The following is a 19,144-nucleotide window of genomic DNA, read 5'->3' as shown; positions in this document are numbered from 1 at the left end:
GGCACTGCGGATTTCGGCCCTTCATCTGTCCTGATTCAGGGCCGAAATACGCCCGCTCCGGAGAAAATCCGAAGCCTCTGCTTGGAGCGGCAAATCCTATTTTGGACAATAGTGCCCTGGAGCACAGGATCAGCCCCGTGGAACTCTTAACAGTGCGGGGCTGCCCCACCTCCCTTGAACACCCTGCCTGTCTCCCCCCTTTTTTTTTACGGTTCCAGGAAGGGGAAGAATCCTGTTGATAAGGTGGGGTACATCATATATATTCGAACGCCGATCATTGGTGGAGCAAAGCATGGAATGGTTAGGCCGATACAATCGGGTGAAGATCGATCTCTCCGCGCTTGTTTACAATCTGAAACAGGTCAGGGAGTTGGTCGGTCCGGAAACCCGGATCATGGGGGTGGTCAAGGCCGATGCATACGGGCACGGGAGGATCACCGTCTCCCGGGCATTGGAGAGCAACAGTGTGGACCGCCTGGGGGTGGCCTTCCTCTGGGAGGCCCTGGACCTGCGTGAGAAAGGAATCCGGTGCCCCATCGTGATTCTTTCCGGCATCGAAAACGGGGAGGAAGCTGCGGCGGTGGTGGAAAACGATCTCACGCCGGTGGTCTACGACCTGGAAAGGGCGGAAACCCTAGCAAGGGAGGCCGAGATACGGGGAAAGAGGATCTCCGTCCAGGTCAAGGTAGATACAGGCATGGGCCGTCTCGGTATTTCACTCGGCGAGGCGGCTGCGTTCCTGGAGAAGATCCGGGCCTATCCCTCTCTCATCCCTGAAGGCCTCACATCCCACTTTCCATCGGCAGACGAACCATCAAGGAAATTCACCGAAGATCAGATCGCCCTCTTTCGGAAGGTGATCCAGAGAGGGCGGTCCCTGGGACTGGAATTGCCGGTCAACAGCCTGGCCAACAGCGCCGGGGTCATGGCCCATCCCGATTCTTATTTCCAGATGGTCCGGCCCGGTATCATGCTCTACGGTGGCATGCCTGATCCCAATTTCCGGGGGCCAGTAACCCTTAGACCCGTGATGGCACTTTCTGGCCGTATCCTTCAGGTGCGCCGCTTGCCGGAGGGGACCTCTGTCAGCTACGGGAGGACCTATCAGACGAAAGGGGAACGGAAGATCGCCGTGCTTTCAGCGGGATACAGCGACGGCCTGCCAAGGCGTCTTTCCAACAGGGGGCAGGTCCTGATCCGGGGCCGGAGGGCTCCCATTGTCGGAAGGGTTTGCATGAATCTCCTCATGGTCGATGTAACGGGGCTTGAACCCGTAAGACCGGGGGAGGAGGCGGTATTTCTGGGACGCCAGGGGGAAGACTGTATCACGGGGGATCAATTGGCCGCCTGGGCGGATACCATTTCTTACGAGATCTTTTGCGCTATCGGTCAATCCCACCCGAAGGAATACGTGAAATGAAAAGTACTCTGGATCGATTGTTGAAAGAAACACTCAAGAAATGCTTCCAGGACGGAAGCCTGAAGGAAACTCCCGTTCCCGATTACGTGATCGAAGTGCCGAACCGGCCTGACCACGGGCATTTTGCGACCAACCTGCCCATGACCCTCGCCTCTTCTCAGGGGCGTGCGCCCAGGGACATCGCAGCCGTGCTGGTGGAGCATCTCCCGGAAGGGGGCGGATTTGTCGAGAGGACGGAGATCGCGGGCCCCGGGTTCCTGAATTTCTGGATAAAGAAGGGGGCGTGGTACAAGGTCCTGGCACGGATCATTGAGCAGGGGAAAGAATACGGCAGGAGCAACCTGGGTAAGGGTGAGAAGATCATGATCGAATTCGTGAGCGCCAATCCCACCGGTCCCTTACACCTGGGACATGGTAGGGGAGCGGCCCTTGGGGATACTCTTTGCAGGATCCTCGATTTCACCGGATTCGATGTGGGCCGTGAATTTTACATCAATGATGCCGGCAACCAGGTGAAGCTCCTTGGGGAATCCATTTACAGCCGGTGGAGGCAGGAAGCCGAGCCGGAATATCCTTTCCCCGAGAACGGATACCATGGTGAGTACGTCTCGGATCTGGCACGGGAGATCGCGGCTGAAGTCGATCTTTCCGTGATGGACCGCGAGGAGGCGGTGGCCCTTTGTGCTGACCGGGGCAAGGAGAAAATTCTTGCGGAGATCAGGCGGGATCTTGCCGACTTTCGGATCCACTTTGACGTGTGGTTCAGCGAAAGCCGACTCTATGCCTCAGGTCTCCTGGAGCAGACACTCGAAACGGCGAAGCGCAATGGTCAGCTTTACGAGGAGGACGGAGCCCTCTGGATCAAGACTTCCCTTTTCGGGGACGACAAGGACCGCGTTGTGCGGAAGCAGGACGGCGAATACACCTATTTTGCAACGGACATTGCCTATCATCTGGACAAGTACCGGCGGGGTTTCACCCGGGCCGTGAACATTTGGGGCGCCGACCACCATGGATACGTTCAGAGGATGAAAGCAGCCCTCGTAAGCCACGGGATCGACCGGGACTGGCTTTCGGTCCTGCTGGTTCAATTGGTCAAGCTCTGGAAAGAGGGAAGGGAGATAAAGATGTCCAAGCGGGCCGGACGCTATGTCTCCCTGCGGGAGGTGATGGACGAGGTCGGGGTGGATGCGGCACGTTTCGCCTTTCTCACCAAGAACCACGACTCTCCCATTGATTTCGACGTGGACCTTTTCAAGAAGACCGACAGTGAAAACCCCGTTTACTACATCCAGTACGCCCACGCGAGGATATCGAGTATTTTCAGGAAGGCGGCGGTTGAGGGCCTTTCTCTTCCTTCCAATCCGGACGATATCCTGGAGAGGCTTGTGCTGGAGGAGGAACTCGCACTGATCCGAATCCTGGAAGAGTTCCCCTCCCTTCTGGAGGAAATTTCCAGGAGCCTGGAACCCCACCGTTTGACCTATTATCTCAAGGAACTCGCGGCCTCCTTTCACAAGTACTTCAACCTGGGGACCCGCACTCCTGAGAACCGCATCGTGAATCCTATGGACCCAGTCCTCAGCCGGGCAAGGCTTTTCCTGGCCGAGGCGGTCCGAATCGTGTTATATAATGGACTCAATCTCTTGGGCGTTCACGCACCCGAGAGGATGTAAACGAAATACCGGCGGAACATGACCGCAAAGGGATCCAAGCCCGGAAAGGGCCCTAAGAAGACCTTGAGGCTGGAGTTCACCCCTTTTTCTTTGCTCCTCTGGGTGTTCGGCCTCTTTTTCCTCCTTGCCTGGATTTTTGCCCTGGGAATCTTCGTTGGACGTGGATACCTGCCGGGGGCGGTGACGGCCTTGACGGACCTGAAGGGCCAGGTCAGCAGGCTCCAGGAGATGGTCAGCAAGGACCGCAACAGCGAAAAAGTCAGGCGGAATCTGAGGGAGTCCGATCCCAAGCTGGCCTTCTACGAAAAGCTTTCCGGTATGAGGGAGGAGGTGAAGCTGCGGGAACGGTCCGAAACCAAGGATTCTGGGAAGAGCAGGACCGGAACCAAAAAACAACATGAAATTCCAACTGTATCCCGAAAGGATTCGCAGAAGCCCTCTCCATCGCCCCCCCGACACGGAACAGGGAGCGGGGTGCGCTATACCGTGCAGTTGGCTTCCCTTTCGGATCGTTTCGGGGCAAAAAAGATGATCGACCGCCTGATTGCCAAGGGGTACGATGCCTATTTTCGCGAAACGTACGTAAAGGGAAAGACCTATTTCCGGGTTCGATGCGGCACCTTCCATTCGCGGGAAGAAGCAGAGCGCTATGCCAGGAAGCTTCTGGAAAGGGAAGGGCTTAAGGGATTCGTTTCGCGTGTGGATTGAGAGAGTGGGAGAGGATGGTACGAAAGGCCGTCACAGGAGATGTTAAGGCCATTCACGGGTTGTTGGGCCATTACGCCCAGCAAGGACTCCTGTTGCCCCGGTCACTCAGTGAGCTCTATGATCACATGAGGGATTTTTTCGTGATCCAGGGAGACGGGCAGAGAGAAGAGATCCTGGGGGCTTGCGCCCTGGGGATTTGCTGGGAGGATCTCGCGGAGATCCGTTCCCTTGCCGTCACCAAGGGACAACAGGGCAGGGGATACGGGAAGCGACTTGTGGAGACCTGTATCGAGGAGGCCCGAAGCCTCGGTTTGCCGAGGGTCTTCGCACTGACTTACGTGCCACGGTTCTTCCTGAAGCTTGGATTCAGGGAGGTTCCCAAGTCCTCGTTGCCCCAAAAGATTTGGGCGGATTGCATTCATTGTCCCAAGTTTCCCGACTGCGATGAGACGGCCGTGCTCCTTGAACTGTAATTAACTCAGGGATCCCGGGTCCCGGGAGGTGGAGATGTTCGGCATCGGATTTCCGGAATTGCTGATTATCATGGTCATCGCCCTCGTAGTGATCGGGCCGAGTAAACTCCCCGATCTTGCAAGGGCATTAGGAAAAGGAATGGCTGAGTTCCGCAAGGCAACCCAGGAGATCAAGGAAAGCCTCAACCTGGATGAGGATATTGAAGAGGTCAAGGGTGATCTGGCGGACGCCGTAAGCGGGCTGGAAAAACCCCTGGACCTGGAAGAGACCGACCATGATGGGGACGGCAAACCGCCGGAAGAGACGGACCGGGAGGAAGGGCGGAGTGATCCCGGTACGATGGTAGATTCGGAGGCTCCCCCCGAAGAAGAAGGCGAGGAGGAGAAGGAGAAGAATGGATCCTGATGAGAAGCAGCCCTTTCTCAGTCACCTGGAGGAATTGAGAAAGAGACTCATCTCCTCGGCCATCGCCGCTGGGATAGGTTTCGCTGTCTGCTATTTTTTTTCAGAAAGGCTCTTTGAAATCCTCGTCCTGCCCTTGAAAGAGAACATGGCCGAGGGGGACAAGCTGATTTTCACCAGCCTTCCGGAGATGTTTTTCACCTACCTCAAGACTGCTTTTGTGGCGGGCATTCTCCTGGCTGCTCCATACATCTTTTACCAGATCTGGCTTTTTGTCGCCCCAGGTCTCTATCAGAAGGAAAAGAAACTCGTCATTCCCTTTGTGATCTTCTCCACGATCCTGTTTGTCGGCGGAGCTCTTTTCGGGTATTTCGTGGTATTCCCCTTCGGGTTCAAGTTTTTCATGGGGTTCGCCAACGAGTACATCCAGGCCATGCCCTCGGTAAAGCTCTATTTTTCTTTCGCCATCAAGCTCCTTTTCGCCTTCGGCCTGATCTTTGAGCTGCCGGTCGTGATTTACTTCTTGGCCAGGATGGGTGTGGTGACGAGCGATTTCCTGAAGCAGAAACGAAAGTATGCCATACTGCTCACCTTTGTCATGGCCGCAATCCTGACCCCCCCGGACGTGGTGACCCAGATCATGATGGCGGGCCCCCTCATTTTTCTCTATGAGGTAGGAATTGTCGTCTCTAAAATCGCCGGAAAAAGGAGGAGAAAAAAGGAGGAATCATCCGGAGAGAAAAAGAATTGACGTAGAGATTGTAACTCCCCACCCGCCCGTAAGGACAGCCGTCGTTATAGGCGGACAAAAGCCTATGGATGGGCTAAGGGGCAACGATGAAATGTTTCCCTGAAACCGTTAACAAGAGGGGTTCCTTCAGGACTTCACCCTGGGGGTCGAAGGCGATTTTCCCAGTCAGGCCGTCGAGCCCTTCTGAGGAGAGAAGACCTTTCCTGAAATCTTCCCTGGTCCGGATAGGGGTCTCATGGAGCACCTGTTTTACGATCCGGATGGTATCGTACCCCGTGGCCGCCAGGATGCCGGGTTCGGCCTCGAAGTCGGTCTTGTAACGTGTTACGAATTTTTCGACCTTTTCGTCATCTTCCCCGGGGAAGAAACCGGTTGGAAAGAGTGCTCCCTGGATGTATTCTCCCGCCTGATCAATGAGTTCCGGAGATTGCCAGAGGCTGGTACCAAGGAACCGGATATTGAATACGTTGTTGAAGGGAAATTGTGGGGCGATAAGGGCCACCTGCTGATAGTTGTCGGGAATGAAGACGGCCTCGAAATCTACAATGGGCTCAGGCTCCTCCTTTTTCTCCCCATCCTCTTCTTCCATGTTTTTTTCATTCCCCTCTAGCGCCTTTTTTTCCCTGAGCATTCGTTTCACGGATTCAGGTCTGGGATAGTAAAGTCCCACCATCTTTTTGATCTGGGCGGCGAAGTCGGTCTCCCTGGGATCATAGGACTCAACTGCCATGATGCTCCCACCGAGGGCCTCCACCCTGTCCCAGAAAAGGTTCATCAGTACCCGTCCGTAAGGTGTCTCGGGATATAAGATGCCGAAATGGGTCATTCCCAGTTCATAAACGGCCTTGTCCACGATCCTCCGGACCTCTTTTTTGGGGGTGAGGAAGTTTCGGAATACCATCTCTCCTCGCGATGTGATATCGTCGGCCTGGGTCAGGGTTATAAGCGGCACCCCCAATTCTTGGGCTTTTCCGGCGGCAGCCAGGGCGGGTTTGCTTGCAAGGGGACCGATGACGGCTATGACCTTCCCTCTTTCCGCAAGATCCTGGATCATGGAGGCGGCCCTTTCGGGCTTCCCGGCTGTGTCCTTGATGATCAGCTCGATTCCCTGATTCTCCCCCGAGTCATTGAATAGGTTCATCCCGAGCAGTATGCCGTTGAGCACTTCCTGGCCGTAAATGGCGAAGGGACCGCTCAAGGGCAAGAGGCATCCTATGGCCCCCGGCTTCACTGACAATTCTGCTTCGACACGATCCAAGATCCGGCGTCCGAGTGACACCCATGATTGCTCGGGGGTGGAACGAACAAGGGCCATGGCTGCTTTGCGGGCATTTTGGAGGTCCCGCTTTTCGAGAAAGAGTTCGGCGAGACGGTGGTAGATGTGGGGGGCAAAGGGGGTCCCTTCGGCTCCCTCTGCCATTTTCTGGAGGTCCTCCAGGGTGCTCTCCCGGATAAGACCGGTGATCTTCTCAGCGAGGCTCTGTTTTTCATCAGGGGAAAGCCCCGGAACTCCGGCAGCCTTGATCCACCAGAAGGCCGTATCCGGAATATTCCCCAAGACCTGGGCGCAACCGGCCAGCAGCAGGAAGACGTTTTTTCGGAGTGGATCTTCCCGGTATTTAACGAGCCATTCGAGGGCCGTCGATTTACACCGGTCATAATCCCCGAGACGGTAATAGAGCTCGGCTACACGGAACTGGATGTCGGGTCGCCTTGAGAAGGCAGGAAAATCCCGGGTCAGCCTGAGGTAGAGGGGCAGGGCGGTTTTATATCGGCTGAGTTGGTCATTGATCCGGGCCATCCGGTAAAGGGCGGTTCCCGCCTGCTCTGCGCCGGGGTATTTTTCCAGATAAAGTCGGTATTCTTCAAGGGCCTGATCATACCTCCCCTCATGGAAGCTTTCCTCTGCCCTTGAGAAAAGGATGCGGGGATCCTCTTTGACGGGGAGAGGCTCCACCGCCACCTTGGGCCCCCCGCATCCCCATAGGAAAAGGGCCGCCCCGATTAACAGGACGGGGACAGCCCCTTTGAATCGCATGAAAGCGGTTCTCACTTGTTCACTTCCTCGAAATCCGCGTCGACCACATCTTCATCCTTGGAAGGCTCGGTTCCCCCGGATTGCTGTTGACCTGCCTGTTCCTGGGACGCCTTGGCATACATGGCCTCGGCGAGCTTGTGGGAGGCCTGGGTCAACTCGTCGGAGAGCCGCTTGATCTCCTCGGTGTTATCCGTCTCCATGGCCTTGCGAAGGTTTTCTATCGCCCGGTCGATTTCCGCCTTGGCCGAGGCGTCGAGCTTGTCCCCCGCCTCCTTGATGGATTTCTCGGTGGAATAGATCAAGGAATCAGCCATGTTCCTGGCGTCCACCAGTTCTCTTTTCTTGCGGTCCTCCTCCTGATGCATCTCGGCGTCTTTAACGAGTCGCTGGATTTCTTCCTCGGACAGACCGCTCGATGCCGTGATCTTGATGGACTGCTCCTTCCCGGTTCCCATGTCCTTGGCCGAGACGTTCACGATACCGTTCGCGTCGATATCGAAGGTAACCTCGATCTGCGGCACACCGCGGGGAGCCGGTGGAATGCCCACGAGTTGAAAGCGACCGAGGGTCTTGTTGTCAGCGGCCATCTCCCGCTCCCCTTGAAGAACATGGATCTCTACAGCCGGCTGGTTGTCAGCGGCCGTGGAGAAGATCTGGCTTTTCTTGGTGGGAATGGTGGTGTTTTTCTCGATCAATTTGGTGAACACCCCTCCCAGGGTTTCGATTCCAAGGGACAGGGGTGTGACGTCCAAGAGCAGAACGTCCTTGACCTCTCCTTTGAGTACACCACCCTGGATAGCGGCGCCGATGGCCACCACTTCGTCAGGGTTGACACCCTTGCTGGGCTCTTTCCCAAAGATCTCCTTGACTTTCTGCTGGACCTTAGGCATCCGGGTCATTCCGCCCACCAGGATCACCTCGTCGATCTCCCCTGCTGAGAGTCCGGAATCCTTGAGGGCGATGTTACATGGACCCACCACCTTTTCGATGAGATCGTCCACCAGGGCCTCCAGCTTGGCCCGGCTCAATTTGATGTTCAGGTGCTTGGGTCCGCTGGCATCCGCCGTGATGAATGGAAGGTTGATATCCGTCTCCTGGGCCCCGGACAACTCCATCTTGGCCTTTTCAGCAGCCTCCTTCAGCCTCTGGAGTGCCATCTTGTCCTTCCTGAGATCGATCCCCTGGTCCTTCATGAACTCGTCGGCTAGGTAGTCGACGATCCTCAGGTCGAAGTCTTCACCTCCCAAGTGGGTGTCACCGTTGGTGGACTTTACTTCAAAGACGCCTTCACCGATCTCCAGGATGGAAATATCGAAGGTCCCTCCGCCCAGGTCGAACACGGCGATTTTTTTGTCCCCTTTTTTGTCCAGGCCGTAGGCGAGGGAAGCCGCAGTGGGCTCGTTGATGATACGCAATACATTGAGACCTGCAATCCGGCCCGCATCCTTTGTGGCCTGCCTCTGGCTGTCGTTGAAATATGCGGGGACCGTAATGACGGCCTCCGTCACCTTCTCACCAAGGTAGTCCTCGGCGGTCTGCTTCATCTTTTGAAGAATGATGGAAGAGATCTCAGCAGGACTGTATGCCTTGCCTCTCACCTCCACCTGTGCGTCCCCATTGGCCGCCTTGGTGATCTTGTAGGGGAGCACCTTGATGTCATTTTGGACCTCGCTCGAGTCGAATTTGCGCCCGATGAGCCGTTTGACACCGAATATCGTGTTTTCAGGGTTGGTAATAGCCTGACGTTTGGCGATCTGCCCTACGAGCCTCTCCCCCTTTTCATTGAAGGCCACGATAGAGGGTGTCGTTCGGCTTCCCTCCGAATTGGCTATTACCACGGGATCTCCCCCTTCCATCACCGCCACGCACGAATTGGTCGTCCCAAGATCGATACCGATTATTTTCCCCATTTTTACCTCCTTGAAAAGTGCCGCACTTATTTATTTTCACATATCTTATTTGATGCATCCTCCTGGTCGGGTGTGTCGTCTCCCCCACCCTTGCTTACAACCACCATGGCGGGACGGATCAGGCGTTCATTGAGGATGTATCCTTTCTGGAGTTGATGGATCACAGTGCCGGGTTTGACGGTGTCGTCCTCTCCCTCCGAGACCGCTTCGTGGTAACATGGATCAAAGGGCTCCCCTTCGGCCTTCACTTCTTCCAATCCGAATTTTTTCAGGCAATCCTTGAGCCCCTTCAGGGTCAGTTCAACCCCCTGTTTCAAAGCGTCCATGGAATTTTCATCGCCGGAGTGGGAGACCGCCTTTTCGAGATTGTCCATGACCGGCAGGATCTCCTTGATGAGGGACTCGTTGGCATACTTTCGCCAGTCCTCTTTTTCTTTTTTGGTCCTCTTCTTGAGGTTCTCCATTTCCGCCTGTGCCCGGAGATAGAGGTCGAAGATCCTGGATTTCTCCTCCTCAAGGCCCTTCAACCTCTCGATCAACTCTTCCTTGGACATCTCCTCAGGCGGTTTTTTCTCCGGCTCCTGTTCCTCCCTTTCCGACTGTTGCCGGGAGACATCATGATTGATGGTAATCTTGATGTCCTTGTCTTCTTTCTTTTCGGTCATATCTCGGCCTCGGAATAACCCGTCTATGGTGGACTGAACTCGAATTGAAGTGATTTCAGGATGATACACACCAAACAGTTATGACATACCTTAAGCATCGGCCCTGCCTTTGTCAAGGCGGAGAGGCGCAGGTTTTTGAGCCGTTTTCCCTGTATTTGTGAGGATAGGAGGAGCGATGGAAGCCTCTTTGGCTCATCGGTTTGGAAGAAGGGCTCCTTCGGCCCTTTTTCGGATGGGATCCCGGGGCGACACCGGAAAGGCCCTTTTTCCCCTCCGGGGCGTAGGCCTTACGGGCCGGAGGCTTGACCTTGCACAAATTTTCTCATTTATGGATGGACACCATCTGGTAAATGAGCATTTTGAGCCTCATTTCAACCCGAGCATCAGCAAGCTCAGTAGTTTTTAAACGGCCTCTGCTAGAGCAGTCCATGGCCCGTGAGCCTTTTCAGCGCCTCCAGGTATTTCTCCCGGGTCTTTTCGATAATACGGGGAGGAAGTCTGGGCGGAGGAGGGGTCTTGGGCCAATCAAGGCCCTCCAGATAGTCCCTCACGAATTGCTTGTCAAAACTCTGCTGGGAAGCGCCGGGGCTATAGGTGTCCATGGGCCAGAAGCGGGAGGAGTCAGGGGTCAGGACCTCGTCGATGAGAATGATGCGCCCGTCCTTTCTCCCGAACTCGAACTTTGTATCGGCGATGATGATACCCCGTTGGGCTGCAAAATCCCTTCCGGCCCGGTAGAGGGCCAGACTGAGTTCCCGGATTTTCTCGGCATCCTCTTTTCCCAGGAGGGCTTCAACCTCTTCGAAGGAGATGTTTTCGTCATGAATCCCCTTCTCCGCTTTGGTGGAAGGGGTAAAGATGGGTTCAGGAAGTTCCTCCGATTCGCGGAGTCCTGGGGGCAGTGGAATTCCGCAGATACTCCCCTTGGCCTGGTACTCTTTCCACCCGGATCCGGACAGGTATCCCCTGACAATACATTCAACTGGAAGAGGTTCCGCCCTTTGGACCAGCATGCTTCGGCCCTCGAGTTCCCGGGCGTATTTCCTGCAGGGAGGGGGGTATTCCTCCGGATTGGTGGAAACGACATGGTTTTCCACGATGTCCCCGAGATAGTCGAACCAAAACAGGGAGAGCTGGGTAAGGATCTTGCCCTTATCGGGAATGGGGTCTTCCATGACCACGTCGAAGGCGGAGATCCGGTCACTGGCGACGATCAACAGGCGGCCGTCCACCTCATAGACATCTCTTACCTTTCCCCTTTTAAGAAGATCAAGGTCTTCAAAACGCGATTCGGATAGGATTTGACCCGTCATCTGAACCTCCTTGAAAAATCTGGAAATGGAAACACTGACCGCCCCGTTTCTTCCCGGGAAGCAGGTCGTACATGATCAGAGGTGATTGAGAATGTTTGGAGTTTTTCCACTTTAAAGCCCGTTTTTGCGGCCTCCTGCCCGGGAGGAGGCCTTTCTGAAAGGGGGTGGAAAAATTCCGGGCAGTATACAAGGATCCTTTCCGAAATCAAGTCAAAACGGTCTCTTTCCCTTCTCTTTTCCTTGTTTACATCAGGCCTTTCATTTTTTGAAGATATTCCCGGTAATATCGAAGGACTTGATTGCGGAAATGAACCGTTTCAGCGAAAGGTGGGATTCCACCGTATTTCTTGACCCGGTGGGGACCTGCGTTGTAAGAGGCCAGGGCGAGGCTGATATCCCCTTCCTGGGCCCTCAACAGCCGGCTGAAATACATGAGGCCGAATTCGATGGCCCTGGAGGGCACCAGACGGTCGTCCTTTTTGCCGTCCAGGAGTTCATGCCGGTATTTCTTGAAGAGCCGATCCTTTTTCTTTTCAAGTTCCAGGGAACGTTGCATGAGATTCCTCGCCTCCCTTGCGTGGCGAAGATCATCCCCTGTGTGGATCATAAAAAGGGCTTCCATGGCCTGTTGCCGTTGCCTCCGGGCCTTCCTGTGAAGGTCCAGGGCCTTATCGAGGTACGGAGGGACGAAAAGGCTTTTCATCCCGAGCCGCCGTGCCGTTTGGTGCATGATTTGTGTGAGTCCAACCGCCCCCACCGATGATACGGCCCGGGGATCAAACCTGGATTCCCTTCGCATGAGGGCCAAAAATAGCAAGGGATCGACCGGGTGCTCCCTGTCCTTGAATTTTTCAAAGGCCGATTCCAGCTCAGAGGCGAAGGCGAATCTTTCACGTTTGAGGAGCCTTTTCCATGGCCGGGGCTTGATCGGATCAGCGTGATCCAGATCCCTGTCCAGGTCAAGGCCTGCCAATAACTCCGGTGGAGCCGTCGCCACGTACCTACGGAAGATCTCGTTGACAAAAGATATGTTTTCTGTGGTCAGGGTGGCCTGTTTGTCACCGGGCTCCAGGCAAAAGTTGAAAAAACGGCCCAGGGCGTCTCTCAATGAATAACCTGTCTCCTTCAGACACCTTTGGAAAAGCTTTTCCATGGCCTTGGCGGCTATTTCCCTGTTGAGCCTATCGTCCACCCCGGGATTCAGCTTTTGCCTGTAAGATAAAAACCGGGCCCTGGCGGATTCAATTGATTCCCGGTACCTCAGGAATTCTTCGAGGATTCGCCTGGTATGGTAGCCCGGTGCAAGCTCGTTCCGGTTCGAGGACATGTGTTTCTTGGCTCGTTCCAGGGCCGTTTGGGCCCTTTTTAATTGGCTCTTGGCCGCTTTGTAATCTTCGTTTATAAGAACCTTCATTCCAAGGGAACGAGCCGCTTCCGGCAGGATCCGGAGGATTCCCTCCTCCCCATGGTAAGAACCCTCCGTGAGGCTGCTGCTCAATGCGCGGATATTATAATCGATGATGAGCCTGCTGAGGAGGGAGTATTCCCCTTGAGCGGAGGAGGGGAAAAAGGGAAGCCCAAGAAGGATTAGGGCCAATAACAGGCGGGGCCTTCGGCCCAGGCTGAAGAGAATTTGATCCATTTTAATCCGGCCGAATCTTGACCGCAAGGGGGAGGAGGAAAGCATGGGGAATGTGCCTCGCCTCGGAACCACGGAAATCCCCAGGAAATCTTCAGGTTATATTTATCTCAAGAAGCATGAAAAATCAACCGACTTGATTCCCAAACCGCTGGCCCACGAATGCCGCACAGGGCCCTGTTGGGTCCAATGAAAGAATGTCTTCCCCAGTTTTGCGCCCTTGAATTCATTCCCCGCTTCCGGTAGCCTAATTAAGGGGTCGACATACCCCAATGGTTGCTTCATGGAACTTGAAGCCGTTTGCTGAGCGGGGGCCCGCATGACCCAACGCACCAAACTCCTTTTGTCCCACCTCTTTATCCTTTTTTTGGCCGTATCTCCTTTCTTGCTGTTGGTCCGTTTTTCTTTCCTTGAAGTCCGAAAACCCCTCCTTTTCTATTTTTTCCTTGGGTTGGACGGTCTTTTCATACTGTGGATCTCCCGTACCCTGGCCCGGTATTTCGCCAGGGAGACGAAGCAACGTACCCTGGCCCTGTTGGCTGCTATCGAGCAAGGGGGTCTGGAGCGGAAGAGGAAGAGAGAGAAAAACGGGGAGGGATCTATCGAGAAGTCGGGCGCTCGTATCTCCAGACGCTTGAGAGAGGACGAGCAGAAATTGCGTATTCTCTTCGAGATATCGAGTTTCGTCTCTTCTCTTCTTCACCTGGATCAGGTCCTGGACGCCATCGTTTCCCTTCTGATGAAGGAGTTCAGGCTAGACGCCTGCGCCATCCTCCTCCTTTCGGAAGACGGGATCCTGAAGATCAAAAGCCAGAGGGGCCTGGATAAGGCCGGTTTGAGGGAATCGAACCAAAAGCCCTCCCTTTCAACTCCTTCGGGGGAGTGTTTTCTTACCGGCAGGATCATCATCGTAAACGATACGGAAAAGATAGACAGGGATCTTGCCGTCCGGCTCGCAGAGGGCGGTGAAGTGGGTTCCTTTGCCGTGACCCCGATCATCGTTGAAGGGAGCACAATCGGGGTCCTGGGCACCTATTCGAAAAAGAAGAATTATTTCCATCCCCGTTTCAATGACGTCATTTCCACAATCGCCAACCAGGCAGGTATTGCTATCCGAATTTCAAGAGTCTACGGCGAGACTTACGCTTCCACCCAAGCCCTTGAAGAAAAGGTGCGGGAAAGGACCAAAAAATTGGAGGAACGCACCCGGCAGTTGATTGAGGCTGAAAAACAGGCCTCTCAGGGTCGGATGGCGAACCGGGTCGCACACGAGCTCAGAAATTCTCTGACCGTCGTGGGAGGATTTTCAAGGCGCCTCTATGAGAGGACGCCGGACGATGATCCCCGGAAAACCTACCTGGGAATCATCGTGGAAGAGGTGAAACTCCTGGAGAAAAAGGTATCGGCCATTACCCGGAACCAGGACTTGGACGAATAGAATGATTGGGCCGTGGGTGGAGGGGGCCGGAACCCTTGAAAGGCCTCATAGACGGACTTAACTTGACTCCAGGATATCCCTTTGAAAGGGATGCCACGAAGATTCTTTCATGGATCAGGTATCGGAATGTTAGAAAAAACATAAAATATCTGTTGACATTTTATTGGTTGCTCTTAATTTGAGTAATATTACCTTATAATTAGAGAAAATGCGTTCCAACCGAAAAGGCGGATAAGGACAGCCTTACTGGTAGGATGTGGGTATAGGAGTTTTGATTTCATGATCTATTCACCTTCGGTTGGACCGAGGAGGAAATGAAACATGCGGTTTGATCGATTTACTTTGAAAACACAAGAAGTGATCCAGGGGGCCCAGCAACTCGCTGAGAAGATGGGGCACCAACAGATTGAGCCGGAGCACCTGCTCCGGGAGACCATGGATCAAAAGGAAGGGGTGATACCGCCCCTTGTGGGAAAGATAGGCGCCAGCCAGGAGCGGATCATCCGTGAATTAGACGGCGCTTTGGAAAAAATGCCCAGGGTCTCCGGCTCAGGCTACGGGCAGGTCTACATTTCTCCGAGGACCAAGGCGCTCTTGGACCGGGCCTTTGAAGAGGCCGAGAACATGAAGGACGAATACGTGAGCCTGGAACACATCCTGCTGGCGGCTACGGAGGACAAGGAAGGAGAGGTCGCCGGGATCCTCGCCGCCGCCGGGATCACCCGGGACAGCATCCTGAAGGTACTGGTGGATATCCGGGGCGGTCAGCGGGTCACTGACCCGAACCCTGAAGACAAGTACCAGGCCCTTGAACGCTTCAGCCGGGATCTGACGGCCATTGCCAGGAAAGGGGATCTGGATCCCGTGATCGGGAGGGACGACGAGATTCGGCGGATCATCCAGGTCCTCTCCCGCAGGACCAAGAACAACCCCGTACTCATCGGTGAACCCGGAGTGGGCAAGACAGCCATCGTGGAGGGATTGGCCCAGAGGATCGTCCAGGGTGATGTTCCGGAAACCCTGAAAGACAAGCGGGTGGTCGCCCTGGATATTGGGGCGCTCGTTGCAGGGGCCAAGTACCGGGGAGAATTCGAGGACCGGCTCAAGGCGGTCCTCAAGGAGGTCGTGGACGCCCAAGGGGAAATCATCCTGTTCATCGACGAGATGCATACCCTGGTGGGTGCAGGAGCAGCTGAGGGAGCGGTGGATGCCTCCAATATGCTTAAGCCCGCCTTGGCCCGGGGAGAATTGAGGTGCGTGGGTGCCACCACGATCAAGGAATACAGGAAGTACATCGAGAAGGATGCGGCCCTGGAGCGTAGGTTTCAGCCGGTCATGGTCGAAGAACCCACAGTGGAGGATACCATCTCCATCCTGCGGGGCTTGAAGGAGAAGTACGAGGTTCATCACGGGGTGCGCATCAAGGATTCGGCCCTGGTTGCGGCCGCCACCCTGTCTCACCGGTATATCACCGACCGGTTCCTCCCTGACAAGGCCATCGACCTCATCGACGAGGCCACTTCCCGGCTCAGGATCGAGATCGACAGCATGCCGGCTGAAATCGACGATGTTCAGCGGAAGATCACCCAGTTGGAGATCGAGCGGGAGGCCCTGAAAAAGGAGAAGGATCAGGCCTCCAAGGATCGGCTGGAGAAGCTCGACCAGGAACTCGCGGCCCTCAAAAGTGAGGTGGAGGAGATGATCGCCCACTGGAAAAAGGAGAAGGAGGCGATTGGAAAGATCCGGGAAATAAAGGAGCAGCTTGAAACCACGCGAACCGAGGCCCAACTGGCGGAAAGGGAGGGAGACCTCTCAAGGGCGGCTGAATTGAAGTACGGTAAACTCATCGAGCTTGAGAAGCGCCTCGAGGAGGAAAACAAGCGCCTTGCGGAGCTTCAGGCCGACCGGAAAATGCTCAAGGAAGAGGTGGACAGCGAGGATATCGCTGAGGTGGTGGCCAAGTGGACCAATATCCCCGTCTCCAGGCTCATGGAGGGAGAACGGGAAAAACTGATCAAGATGGAAGAACGCCTGGAGAAGCGAGTCGTCGGGCAGCGGAAAGGGATCGAGGCGGTGGCGAACGCGGTTCGCCGGGCGCGTTCAGGGCTCCAGGACCCGAACCGACCCATCGGCTCTTTCATCTTTATGGGACCCACGGGCGTGGGCAAGACTGAGCTGGCCCGTGCCCTTGCGGAATTCCTTTTCGACGACGAGCAGTACATGGTGCGGATCGACATGTCCGAATACATGGAACGGCATTCCGTGGCCCGACTCATCGGGGCGCCTCCGGGTTACGTCGGCTACGACGAGGGGGGATACCTCACGGAGGCCGTCAGGCGTCATCCCTATTCCGTGATCCTCTTTGACGAGATCGAGAAGGCACATCCCGACGTTTTCAATATCCTTCTCCAGATCCTGGATGACGGCCGGATGACCGACGGAAAGGGCCGTACGGTGGATTTCAAGAACACGGTCCTGATCATGACATCGAATGTCGGGAGCCAATGGATCCAGGAGATGGCGGGGAGGGATGACAAGGAAATGGAAAAGCGGGTCATGGAGGCCCTCAGGAATACCTTCCGGCCGGAGTTCCTGAACCGTATCGATGAAATCATACTCTTCAACCCCCTGGGGATAGAAGAGATCAAAAAGATCGTGGATATCCAGATCGGATACCTGGCCGGGCGGTTGGCGGAGTCCAAGATTACCCTGGAACTCACGGACGAGGCCAGGACCTTGCTCGCAAAGGTGGGTTTTGACCCTGTATATGGTGCCCGACCCCTCAAAAGGAGCATCCAGCGTCTCATTCAGGACAAGCTGGCCATGAAAATCCTGGAAGGGAGCATCCGGGAGGGCGACCATGTGACCGTGGACGCCAGAGGAGACGAGATCGTCTTTGTGACCAATCCCGGATCATCCGAACAGCAGGATTCAGATAGGTAGCCCGGAGTCCTGATCTCTAGTGAACCGGTAACGTTGCGGGTCTCTGGAGAGATCCCGGGAGCGGTGTAAGACCTTTTAAAAAAGGCCAGGTCGTGGAGTAAAAAAAACAGGGGATCCTTATAGGGTCTCCTGTTTTTTTTCTGGTCATTTATATCCAGAGATTGGCGACAAAATGTCGTTTCGCTTCACCAATATTTTGCAAATGTCAAAATATTGATGAAGCATAGCGAAGATATGTTTGGGGTACCGGATTTCCGAAATAGGGCCCGGGGGAGGGCTCAAGGTTTCACTATTGTTTCCAGACTCCTTGCCATGGAGGAAGAAGGAATGGAGAATCCCCGGTCATTCCGGGATGATTCTGGATCTTTACTCCCCTTGGGAAAGAAATTCTTTTCATGGGTCGGGTAAAACAGGTTACTGAAGGTCACCTGGATAACACCGTCGAATGTTTTGGCATTCAAATTGAATAAAAGAAATCCAGGTGGTGTGAATCAAAGAAAGGGGGCCTGGTCGGGAAGACCCGACGAAGACCCCTAAGGGAGGAGGGAATTTCACGGATGACGATCGTGACGACCTATCAACGGGCCTTCAATGGGAACAAATTGGACCCCTACCCCGTGGAGGTCCTGAAAAGGGTTGACCGACCCACCACTGAGATTCGCGAAGAGGAGATCCGCAGGGTGGATGAGCGGGATAGCGGCTTCAACCGGTGCCGCAGGGGGGATTTCGGCCCGCACTTCCAAAAGGAGGTGGAGCGTTTTGTCGGAAAGTATCCCCTCTCGGGGGCCCTGGCCTGGATGTCGGGACACCTCAAAGACATCGTGGATGGAATTGCATCCGAACACAAGGCCCCCCTCCCGGATGATCCGAAGATCCTGGCACGCCATATCAAGCAGACCGCCTATTTTCTGCGGGCCGATCTGGTAGGAATCTGTGAACTGCCGCCCTATGCCGTCTACAGTCATTCTTTCCCATCCGGGGAAGAGGTGGTGCTTGAACACAAATATGCGATAGCCATCTTGATCGATCAGGACTGGAGGACCGCAGAGGCGGCCGTTGGGAACGACTGGATCAGCGCCTCCATGAGTTTTATCTCCTATTCCACCTCAGGGTTTATCGCATGTATTCTGGCCGAATACATCCGGAGGCTGGGCTATCCCGCCAGGGCCCATCATGCCCGCAATTACCAGGTGGTGGTTCCCCCCATTCTCCTCTGGGCCGGTCTTGGGGAGATGTGCCGCGTGGGAGATATCGTGCTCAACCCCTTCCTCGGAACGCGTTTCAAGGCGGCGGTCGTTACTACCGACATGCCCCTTGCCGTGGACAAGCCCATTGATTTCGGCCTCCAGGACTTCTGTTCTAAGTGCGGGAAATGCGCCAAGTATTGCCCCTCGGGCTCGATTCCCTTCGGGGCTGACGCAAAGGAGATCCACAACGGATATGAAAAATGGGCTAATGACTCGGAGAGGTGCACCAAGCAGCGGGTCGGTAACAAAACAGGATCCAGTTGCGGGGTATGTATCAACGTATGCCCATGGAACAAGCCCTTCACTCCCTTTCACCGGTTTGTCCAATGGTCCATGAGGAATATCCCTCCAACGAGAAGGTTCGCCGTGTGGGGAGATGATCTTCTGGGATACGGAGAGCCTAAATTGGAGAACAAATGGTGGTTCGACCTGGAGGTCATGGAGGACGGCCGGATCAGGATCCCGGATCGGGCCGGGGAGCGGGGCGACAACAGGCCTTGAGCCTCAACAACCAAATCGG

At 55.1% G+C, this 19,144-nt stretch carries 14 protein-coding genes; 9 read left to right on the top strand and 5 right to left on the bottom strand.

The window, feature by feature from the left end; genetic code table 11:
- Positions 1–292 precede the first annotated feature (292 nt).
- The 6 genes from alr to tatC are packed head-to-tail and all read left to right on the top strand — an operon-like array spanning position 293 to position 5,431.
- Positions 293–1,420, top strand: a complete 1,128-nt coding sequence (alr, locus tag JRF57_11085; GenBank protein ID MBW2304243.1) for an alanine racemase — start codon at positions 293–295, stop codon at positions 1,418–1,420.
- The gene (locus JRF57_11080) at positions 1,417–3,096 is read left to right on the top strand and encodes an arginine--tRNA ligase (GenBank protein MBW2304242.1); all 1,680 of its coding nucleotides are present in this window, start codon (positions 1,417–1,419) and stop codon (positions 3,094–3,096) included. Before alr ends, JRF57_11080 begins: the two co-directional genes overlap by 4 nt.
- An 18-nt stretch (positions 3,097–3,114) precedes the next feature.
- A complete protein-coding gene (locus JRF57_11075) occupies positions 3,115–3,804 on the top strand; it encodes an SPOR domain-containing protein (GenBank protein ID MBW2304241.1) in 690 nt (229 codons plus the stop codon).
- Positions 3,805–3,818: 14 nt separating this feature from the next.
- Positions 3,819–4,277, top strand: a complete 459-nt coding sequence (locus JRF57_11070; protein ID MBW2304240.1) for an N-acetyltransferase — start codon at positions 3,819–3,821, stop codon at positions 4,275–4,277.
- A 34-nt stretch (positions 4,278–4,311) separates the two neighbouring features.
- Positions 4,312–4,683 carry a twin-arginine translocase subunit TatB gene (gene tatB / locus JRF57_11065; protein MBW2304239.1) on the top strand — a complete coding sequence of 124 codons (372 nt, stop codon included), beginning with the start codon at positions 4,312–4,314 and terminating at the stop codon, positions 4,681–4,683.
- Positions 4,673–5,431 (top strand): twin-arginine translocase subunit TatC, encoded by a 759-nt coding sequence (gene tatC / locus JRF57_11060; GenBank protein ID MBW2304238.1) that lies wholly within the window; start codon positions 4,673–4,675, stop codon positions 5,429–5,431. The genes tatB and tatC overlap by 11 nt, the downstream gene beginning before the upstream one ends.
- Positions 5,432–5,504: 73 nt before the next feature.
- On the opposite strand, the gene JRF57_11055 is transcribed toward tatC, so the two are convergent.
- The 5 genes from JRF57_11055 to JRF57_11035 form a co-directional block, all read right to left on the bottom strand.
- Complete coding sequence (locus JRF57_11055; protein MBW2304237.1) at positions 5,505–7,484, bottom strand: penicillin-binding protein activator; 1,980 nt, start codon at positions 7,482–7,484, stop codon at positions 5,505–5,507.
- Positions 7,481–9,379 (bottom strand): molecular chaperone DnaK, encoded by a 1,899-nt coding sequence (gene dnaK, locus JRF57_11050; protein MBW2304236.1) that lies wholly within the window; start codon positions 9,377–9,379, stop codon positions 7,481–7,483. The genes JRF57_11055 and dnaK overlap by 4 nt, the downstream gene beginning before the upstream one ends.
- Positions 9,380–9,405: 26 nt before the next feature.
- Entirely contained in the window at positions 9,406–10,044 is a 639-nt protein-coding gene (gene grpE, locus JRF57_11045) for a nucleotide exchange factor GrpE (GenBank protein ID MBW2304235.1), read from the bottom strand.
- 416 nt (positions 10,045–10,460) lie between these two features.
- Positions 10,461–11,357, bottom strand: coding sequence for a phosphoribosylaminoimidazolesuccinocarboxamide synthase (locus tag JRF57_11040; protein ID MBW2304234.1), 897 nt, complete (start codon positions 11,355–11,357; stop codon positions 10,461–10,463).
- A gap of 244 nt (positions 11,358–11,601) precedes the next feature.
- The gene (locus JRF57_11035; GenBank protein MBW2304233.1) at positions 11,602–12,156 is read right to left on the bottom strand and encodes a transglycosylase SLT domain-containing protein; all 555 of its coding nucleotides are present in this window, start codon (positions 12,154–12,156) and stop codon (positions 11,602–11,604) included.
- Positions 12,157–13,315: 1,159 nt separating this feature from the next.
- Here JRF57_11035 and JRF57_11030 point away from each other — a divergent pair.
- From JRF57_11030 to JRF57_11020, 3 genes are all read left to right on the top strand, one after another.
- Entirely contained in the window at positions 13,316–14,434 is a 1,119-nt protein-coding gene (locus tag JRF57_11030) for a GAF domain-containing protein (GenBank protein MBW2304232.1), read from the top strand.
- Positions 14,435–14,755: 321 nt separating this feature from the next.
- Positions 14,756–17,377, top strand: coding sequence for an ATP-dependent chaperone ClpB (gene clpB, locus JRF57_11025; GenBank protein MBW2304231.1), 2,622 nt, complete (start codon positions 14,756–14,758; stop codon positions 17,375–17,377).
- 557 nt (positions 17,378–17,934) lie between these two features.
- The gene (locus tag JRF57_11020; GenBank protein ID MBW2304230.1) at positions 17,935–19,125 is read left to right on the top strand and encodes a reductive dehalogenase; all 1,191 of its coding nucleotides are present in this window, start codon (positions 17,935–17,937) and stop codon (positions 19,123–19,125) included.
- Positions 19,126–19,144 lie beyond the last annotated feature (19 nt).

It is taken from the genome of Deltaproteobacteria bacterium, assembly GCA_019310525.1.
Classification (GTDB): Bacteria; Desulfobacterota; DSM-4660; order Desulfatiglandales; family HGW-15; genus JAFDEE01.
The sequence above is the reverse complement of the archived record's forward strand: the minus strand, read 5'-3'. Positions and strand labels throughout refer to the sequence as shown.

Coding starts and splice junctions, on each gene's coding strand:
- dnaK (MBW2304236.1), bottom strand. CDS start 9,379: ATGGGGAAAATAATCGGTATCGATCTTGGGACGACCAATTCGTGCGTG.
- grpE (MBW2304235.1), bottom strand. CDS start 10,044: ATGACCGAAAAGAAAGAAGACAAGGACATCAAGATTACCATCAATCAT.
- tatB (MBW2304239.1), top strand. CDS start 4,312: ATGTTCGGCATCGGATTTCCGGAATTGCTGATTATCATGGTCATCGCC.
- JRF57_11020 (MBW2304230.1), top strand. CDS start 17,935: ATGACGATCGTGACGACCTATCAACGGGCCTTCAATGGGAACAAATTG.
- JRF57_11035 (MBW2304233.1), bottom strand. CDS start 12,156: ATGCGAAGGGAATCCAGGTTTGATCCCCGGGCCGTATCATCGGTGGGG.
- JRF57_11080 (MBW2304242.1), top strand. CDS start 1,417: ATGAAAAGTACTCTGGATCGATTGTTGAAAGAAACACTCAAGAAATGC.
- tatC (MBW2304238.1), top strand. CDS start 4,673: ATGGATCCTGATGAGAAGCAGCCCTTTCTCAGTCACCTGGAGGAATTG.
- clpB (MBW2304231.1), top strand. CDS start 14,756: ATGCGGTTTGATCGATTTACTTTGAAAACACAAGAAGTGATCCAGGGG.
- JRF57_11075 (MBW2304241.1), top strand. CDS start 3,115: ATGACCGCAAAGGGATCCAAGCCCGGAAAGGGCCCTAAGAAGACCTTG.
- alr (MBW2304243.1), top strand. CDS start 293: ATGGAATGGTTAGGCCGATACAATCGGGTGAAGATCGATCTCTCCGCG.
- JRF57_11070 (MBW2304240.1), top strand. CDS start 3,819: ATGGTACGAAAGGCCGTCACAGGAGATGTTAAGGCCATTCACGGGTTG.
- JRF57_11040 (MBW2304234.1), bottom strand. CDS start 11,357: ATGACGGGTCAAATCCTATCCGAATCGCGTTTTGAAGACCTTGATCTT.
- JRF57_11030 (MBW2304232.1), top strand. CDS start 13,316: ATGACCCAACGCACCAAACTCCTTTTGTCCCACCTCTTTATCCTTTTT.